Here is a 7,127-nt window from a genome sequence, read left to right on the forward strand (position 1 = left end):
GCGCGGGCTCGGTTCGTGGCGTGTGATGTGGCTGATCGTGTGGCGTTGGCGGGGGTGTTGGACGGTGTGGAGGCCGGGCACCCGCTGACGGGTGTGGTGCATACCGCCGGCGTCTTGGATGACGGTGTGGTGTCGTCGTTGACGTCGGAGCGGTTGTCGGCGGTGTTGCGGCCGAAGGTTGATGCGGCGTGGAATCTGCATGAGTTGACGCGTGGCATGGATTTGTCGATGTTCACGTTGTTCTCCTCGGCGGCCGGTGTGTTCGGTGGTGCGGGGCAGGCGAACTACGCGGCGGCGAACGCGTTCCTCGATGCCCTGGCCGAAGTGCGGAAGGCGGAGGGGCTGGCGGGGCAGTCCCTGGCCTGGGGCTTGTGGGCCCAGGCCAGCGAGATGACCGGGCAGCTCGGCGCGGATGATCTGCGGCGGATGGCCCGGGGCGGTCTGCTGCCGTTGACCACGGAACAAGGGCTCAGCCTGTTCGAGGCGGCCGGAGCCTTGACCGATGAGCCCGTGCTTGTGCCCGTGCCTCTTGATTTCGCCGTACTGCGCGAGAACGCCCTGACGGACGATGTGCCCGCCGTGCTCCGGTCCCTCGTACGAAAGCCGCCCAGGCGCCTGGGCGAGGAAGGGCGTACCGCCGAGTCCGGTGGGACCCACCGCTATGCCGACCGGATGCGTGCGGTTCCCGCCGCGGAGCGCGAGCGGCTGGCCCTTCAGCTGGTGTGCGATCAGGTGGCTGACGTCCTCGGCCACGCCTCGGGCACGTCGATTAAGCCGCACGACGCCTTCACCGAGCTGGGCTTCGACTCGCTCACCGCTGTGGACCTCCGGAACCGGCTGAACAGGGCGACAGGGCTGCGGCTGCCCGCCACCCTCGTCTTCGACCACCCCACCCCCGGTGAGCTGTCCGAGCACATCCTGAACGAGCTCGTCCCCGGCGATACAGCGATGGCCTCGGTGCTCGAAACCCTCGATCGACTGGAGACGGTGTTCGACGCGCTCACGCCGGAAGGCGAGGGCTCCGTCGCCACCATCACTGCCCGGCTGAACGCTCTCATGGCCAGGTGGAACGAGGAGCGCGAGCCGGCAGGTGCCCAGGACTACCTGAGCGATGACGCCGGTGACGCCTCCAACCTCAGTAAGTCACTCGGTACAGCCTCAGACGACGAGCTGTTCGACTTTATCGACAACAAGTTCGGCAGGTGAATCGCTGATGGCGAACGAGGACAAGCTCCGCGAATATCTCCGGCGGGTCACCGCTGAACTGCACGAGACCGGCGAGCGGTTGCGCTCCGTCGAGGAGAAGGGCAACGAGCCGATCGCCATCGTGGCGATGAGCTGCCGGTACCCAGGCGACGTACGGTCCCCCGACGAGCTGTGGGAACTGGCCGTGTCCGGCAGGGACGGGATCACCGACTTCCCCACCGACCGCGGCTGGGACCTGGAAGCGCTGTACGACCCGGAGATGCAGCGGCCCGGCACGAGCTACACCCGTGAGGGCGGGTTCCTGCACGACGCCGGCGAGTTCGACCCGGAACCGTTCAAGATCTCACCGCGTGAGGCGCTGGCCATGGACCCGCAGCAGCGCTTGCTGCTGGAGGCGTCCTGGGAGGCGTTCGAAAGCGCCGGAATCGACCCGCTGTCACTGCGGGGCAGCCGCACGGGCGTGTTCGCCGGGGTGATGTACCACAACCACGCGGCGAGCATCGGTGCCGTGCCCGAAGGGGTCGACGGATACCTCGGCACCGGTACCGCGAGCAGTGTCGTCACGGGCAGGGTCTCCTACACGCTGGGTCTCGAAGGGCCCGCGGTCACCGTCGACACCGCGTGTTCGTCCTCGTTGGTGGCGTTGCACCTGGCGGTGCAGTCGCTGCGATCGGGTGAGTGCACGATGGCGATCGCAGGCGGGGTCACGGTGATGACCACCCCGGCCACGTTCATCGACTTCAGCAGGCAGCGCGGCCTCGCCGCCGACGGCCGGTGCAAGGCATTCTCCGCCACCGCCGACGGCACGGGCTGGGGCGAAGGCGTAGGCGTACTTCTGGTGGAACGGCTGGCGGACGCGCGCCGCAACGGGCACAAGGTGCTCGCCGTGGTGCGCGGTTCTGCCGTCAACCAGGACGGAGCGTCCAACGGGCTGACCGCGCCCAACGGACCCTCGCAGCAGCGCGTCATCCGGCGGGCGCTGGCAGGCGCCGGGCTGACGGCCGCCCAGGTGGATGCCGTGGAAGCGCACGGGACCGGCACCACACTCGGCGACCCGATCGAGGCGCAAGCACTCATTGCCACGTACGGACAGGACAGAACTCATGACCGACCGCTGTGGCTCGGGTCGCTGAAGTCGAACATCGGACACACGCAGGCCGCGGCCGGTGTGGCCGGTGTGATCAAGATGGTGATGGCGATGCGGCACGGTCTGCTGCCGCAGACGTTGCACGTCGACGAGCCGTCGACGCACGTCGACTGGTCGGCCGGGCGCGTCGAACTGCTCACCGAGCAGATGGCGTGGCCCGAGACGGGCGAGCCACGTCGGGCGGGTGTGTCCTCGTTCGGGATCAGCGGCACCAACGCGCACGTCATCCTCGAACAGGCAGACCTCGACAGCCGGCCGGCCCCCGGACCGGCAGATGCCCCGCGAGCTGACGCACGGACTCTGCTGACCACCGACACCGCGTCGTGGGTGCTCTCCGGGAAGTCGCCCGAGGCGGTCACGGCCCAGGCCGCGCGTCTGCTGGCTCACCTGGAGACACGCCACGGCAACGGCCAGGACCCCGTGGACATCGCATGGTCCCTCGCGACCAGCAGGGCCTCGCTCGAACATCGCGTGGCCCTGTTGGCGGAAGACCACGACGGCTTCCTGTCCGCGCTCCGCTCCTTGGCCGAGGTCGGATCTGCCCCTGGCGCCGTAAAGGGGACCGCGTCCCGCAGAGTCAAGCCCGTCTTCGTGTTCCCGGGGCAGGGCGCACAATGGACCGGCATGGCAGCCGGCCTGGTGGAGTCGTCCCCCGTCTTCGCGGCGCGGCTCGCCGAGTGCGGTGAGGCGCTGGCGCCCTACACGGACTGGTCCCTCCTGGACGTGGTACGGCGTGTGGACGGTGCCCCCTCGTCGGACCGGGCGGACGTCATGCAGCTGGTGCTGTGGGCGGTCATGGTCTCGCTGGCCGAGCTGTGGCGCTCGTGCGGAGTCGAGCCCGCCGCTGTCATCGGTCACTCCCAGGGCGAGATCACCGCAGCCACCGTCGCCGGAGCCCTTTCCCTTCCGGACGCGGCGCGCCTGGTGGCGCGACGGCGAGAAGTAACGATGCCTCTCTCCGGCAAGGGCGGGATGGTGTCGGTGCCGCGCCCGGCCGAATGGGTCCGCGAGCAGGTGCAGTCGTACGGCACCCGGCTGTCGGTGGCGGCCGTCAACGGACCCATGTCCGTCGTCGTGTCGGGTGACCTGGACGCCTTGGACGCCTTCGTGTTCACGTGCGCGGAAGTCGGCGTACGGACCCGGCGCATCGCGATGGACTACGCATCCCACTCGGCACAGATAGAAGGCCTCCGCGAGGAGCTCGCGGAGGCACTGCAAGGACTCGAACCCCGTTCCGCGGCAATTCCTTTCTACTCCACCCTGACGGGCGGGCTCATCGACACCGCCGGCCTGGACGCCGACTACTGGTACCGCAACCTGCGCTCCATGGTGGAGTTCGAGGCGGCGACCACCGCCGCACTTGCCGACGGCCACACGGTCTTCATCGAGGTCAGCCCGCACGCGGTCCTCACGGCAGGGCTCCAGGAGACCTTCGACGCGACGGCCGGCGACGCGGTGGCGCTCGGCACTCTGCGGCGAGGTGAGGACGAGCCCCGCCGGTTCATGACCTCGCTCGCCGCCGCCTACACGCACGGTGTGGAACCGGACTGGCATGCCGTGTACGCCGGCACCGGCGCCCGGCGGGTGGACCTTCCCACGTACGCGTTCCAACACCGGCGCTACTGGCTGGACCTGGCCGGCACGCCGGACACGAACCGACCGGAAACCACTCCCGAGGACGACGCCTTCTGGGCCGCCGTCGACGGCGCGGATCTGGAGGCACTCTCCCGGACACTCGCGGTCGACACGCAACAGTCGTTCGCGGCGGCGCTACCCGCTCTGTCAGCCTGGCGCCGTCAGCGTGCCGCTCAGTCCACCGTCGCTTCCTGGCGCTACCGCGTGCAGTGGAAGCGGATCGCGGAGACGACCGCAACCCATCGGCCGGCAGGCACGTATCTGGTGGTGCTGCCTGCGACGACCGCTGCCGACCCGTATCTCGACGCGTGCCTCGACGCGCTCGCCCCCGCCCAGGTCGTCGTCGTCCGTGTGGCACCAGGCAGCGATCGCGGGACACTGGCCTCCCTCATACACACCGCGCTGGGCGACGGGCCGGACACCGTCACGACAGGTGTGCTGTCGCTGCTCGCCCTGGACGTTCGCACCCACCCCTGTGCGGAGGCCGTACCGGCAGGGCTCGCGGACACGCTGGCCCTCGTCCAGGCCCTCGGGGACACCGCGGTGCAGGTTCCGCTGTGGATCGCGACCCGTGGCGCTGTGTCCGTGAGCAGCACGGATCCCCTGACCTCCCCCACCCAGGCCCTGCTCTGGGGACTGGGCGGCGTGATCAGAGCCGAACGCCCGCAGAGCTGGGGTGGCATGCTCGATCTCCCGGAGGACATCGACCGGCGTGCGGCCCACAGGCTCCGCACAGTCCTCGCGGCGCGTGACGCCGAGGAGGACCAGCTGGCGATCCGTGCCACAGGGGTGCACGGACGCAGGCTCGTCCCCGCCCCCCGCCCTTCCCATGCTCCCGCCCCCTACGACTGGCGCGCCCCCCGAGGCACGGTGCTCATCACGGGCGGCACCGGCGCGCTCGGCGCCCACACTGCGCACTGGTTCGCGGAGAGGGGCGCCGAACACCTGCTGCTCGTAGGCCGACGCGGCGCTGCAGCACCCGGTGCGCAATCCCTGGCTGCGGAGCTCACGGCGAAGGGCTGCAAGGTCACCCTCGCCGCCTGTGACGCGGGCGACCGGTCCGCGCTGGCTGCCCTGCTGGCCTCGATCCCTGCCGAGCTGCCCCTGACGGCGGTCGTCCACAGCGCGGCGCTGCTGGATGACAGTCTTCTGGACACGCTGAGCGTCGAGCAGCTCGACCGCGCCCTGCACGCCAAGTCACGAGCCGCGACGAACCTGCACGAACTCACCCGCGACCTCGATCTCTCCGCGTTCGTGCTCTTCTCCTCCGTCGCCGGTCTGCTCGGCGGCCCCGGCCAGGGGAACTACGCCCCCGCCAACGCCTTCCTCGATGCCCTTGCCCACCACCGCCGTGCGGAAGGCCTGACAGCCGTCGCGATCCAATGGGGCCACTGGCACGGCCGGGGCCTCGGCGCCGCGCAGGAGAGGAACTTCGCGCGCAGCGGCGTCGGCTCCATGGACCCCGAACTGGCACTCCTGGCCCTGCAACAGGCACTCCAGGACGACGAAACCTCGCTCGTCGTGGCCGATGTGCGGTGGGACCGGGCCGCCGGTCGGAACGCGACGCTCCGGCCCAACCCGCTGCTCCAAGAGCTGGCCCCCGCCGAGGCGGACCCGGCTGCTGCCGGCCGTGCCCACGAACCCCTGCATCGTTCGGTGCTCGCCGCACGTCTGCGGGCCATGCCGGAACACGAAGGCCTCCGCCTGCTGCTGGACCTGGTCCGTGATGAGGCCGCCGCGCTGCTGGGCCACGGGTCCCGAGAGGCCGTACCCGCAGACCGAGCGTTCCTCGACCTGGGATTCAGTTCGATCAGCGCGGTGGAACTGCGCAATCGGCTCGACGCCGCATCAGGGCTCAGCCTGCCGGCGACGCTCGTGTACGACTACCCGTCCCCCGGTGCTCTGGCTCGCCACCTGCGGTCCCAACTCGCGCCGTTGCAGGCAGGCGCAAGCCCGACGACCTTTGACGACCGCCTGGACGACTCCGACGACCCGATTGCCATCGTCGGCATGAGCTGCCGATTTCCCGGTGGTGTCACCTCTCCGGAAGAACTGTGGGACCTGCTGGCCGCCGGATCGGACGGAATCTCCACCCTGCCGGAGAACCGCGGATGGGACCTCGAATCGCTCCGCGGCCCGGATGGTGGCTCCGCCGACCCCGGCACCTCGTCCACCGGAGAGGGCGGCTTCCTGCACGACGCCGCGGACTTCGACGCCGAGTTCTTCGGGATCTCGCCGCGTGAGGCGCTGGCGATGGACCCCCAGCAGCGGCTGTTGCTCGAAGCGTCCTGGGAGGTCCTCGAGCGCACGGGCATCGACCCTTCGTCGCTGTTCGGCAGCTCGACGGGAGTGTTCGCCGGTACGAACGGCCAGGACTACGCCCATCTCATCAGCGGCGCGGACGAGTCGGTCGCCGGATACGGTGCGACGGGCAGCTCCGCCAGTGTGCTGTCGGGCCGGGTGTCCTACACGCTGGGTCTCGAGGGCCCGGCGGTGACGGTGGACACGGCCTGCTCATCGTCCCTGGTCGCGCTGCACTGGGCGATCCAGGCGCTGCGCTCGGGCGAATGCTCACTGGCCCTGGCCGCTGGAGTGACGGTCATGTCCACCCCCGGCGCCTTCGTGGAGTTCTCTCGGCAGGGCGGTCTCGCGGTGGACGGCCGGTGCAAGGCGTTCGCGGAAGCCGCGGACGGTACGGCGTGGGGCGAAGGTGTGGGCGTACTCCTGGTGGAGCGGCTGTCGGACGCGCGGCACCATGGGCACGAGGTGCTGGCGGTGGTGCGGGGCAGCGCGGTGAACCAGGACGGTGCCTCGAACGGCCTCACGGCCCCGAACGGTCCGTCCCAGCAGCGGGTCATCAACCAGGCGCTGGTCAACGCCGGGCTCTCCCCGGCGCAGGTTGATGTGGTCGAGGCGCACGGTACGGGCACGAGGTTGGGTGACCCGATCGAGGCGCAGGCGCTGCTCGCGACGTATGGGCAGGAGCGGTCGGATGACCGTCCGCTGCTGCTGGGGTCGGTCAAGTCGAACATCGGTCACACGCAGGCGGCGGCGGGCGTGGCCGGGATCATCAAGATGGTGTTGGCGATGCGGCATGGTGTGTTGCCGCGGACGTTGCATGTGGATGAGCCGTCGTCGC

General features: G+C 70.1%; 2 protein-coding genes. Both read left to right on the forward strand.

The features are described from left to right. A partial coding sequence (locus tag B9S57_RS34435) for a beta-ketoacyl reductase (protein WP_181011323.1) occupies nucleotides 1-1,206 on the forward strand: 1,206 nt, incomplete at its 5' end. 7 nt (nucleotides 1,207-1,213) lie between these two features. After that, a partial coding sequence (locus B9S57_RS11915) for a type I polyketide synthase (protein ID WP_181011324.1) occupies nucleotides 1,214-7,127 on the forward strand: 5,914 nt, incomplete at its 3' end.

The sequence above is a fragment of the Streptomyces sp. SM10 genome, from assembly GCF_002910915.1.
GTDB lineage: Bacteria > Actinomycetota > Actinomycetes > Streptomycetales > Streptomycetaceae > Streptomyces.